Raw genomic sequence first — 255 nt, forward strand, 5'->3', positions numbered from 1 at the left:
GACTGCGTGAAGTCGGAATCGCTAGTAATCGCGAATCAGAATGTCGCGGTGAATACGTTCCCGGGCCTTGTACACACCGCCCGTCACACCATGGGAGTGGGTTGCACCAGAAGTAGCTAGTCTAACCCTCGGGAGGACGGTTACCACGGTGTGATTCATGACTGGGGTGAAGTCGTAACAAGGTAGCCGTAGGGGAACCTGCGGCTGGATCACCTCCTTAATCGACGACAACAGCTGGCTCATGAGCTCCCACAC

Annotated in this window: 1 rRNA gene; it reads left to right on the forward strand. The window is 56.1% G+C overall.

Annotated elements, in window-relative coordinates:
- Positions 1 to 220 (forward strand): 16S ribosomal RNA (locus tag QMX89_RS22825); the annotation flags it as partial.
- Positions 221 to 255: the final 35 nt, after the last annotated feature.

The organism is Pseudomonas sp. PS01301 (assembly GCF_029960215.1).
Classification (GTDB): domain Bacteria; phylum Pseudomonadota; class Gammaproteobacteria; order Pseudomonadales; family Pseudomonadaceae; genus Aquipseudomonas; species Aquipseudomonas coleopterorum.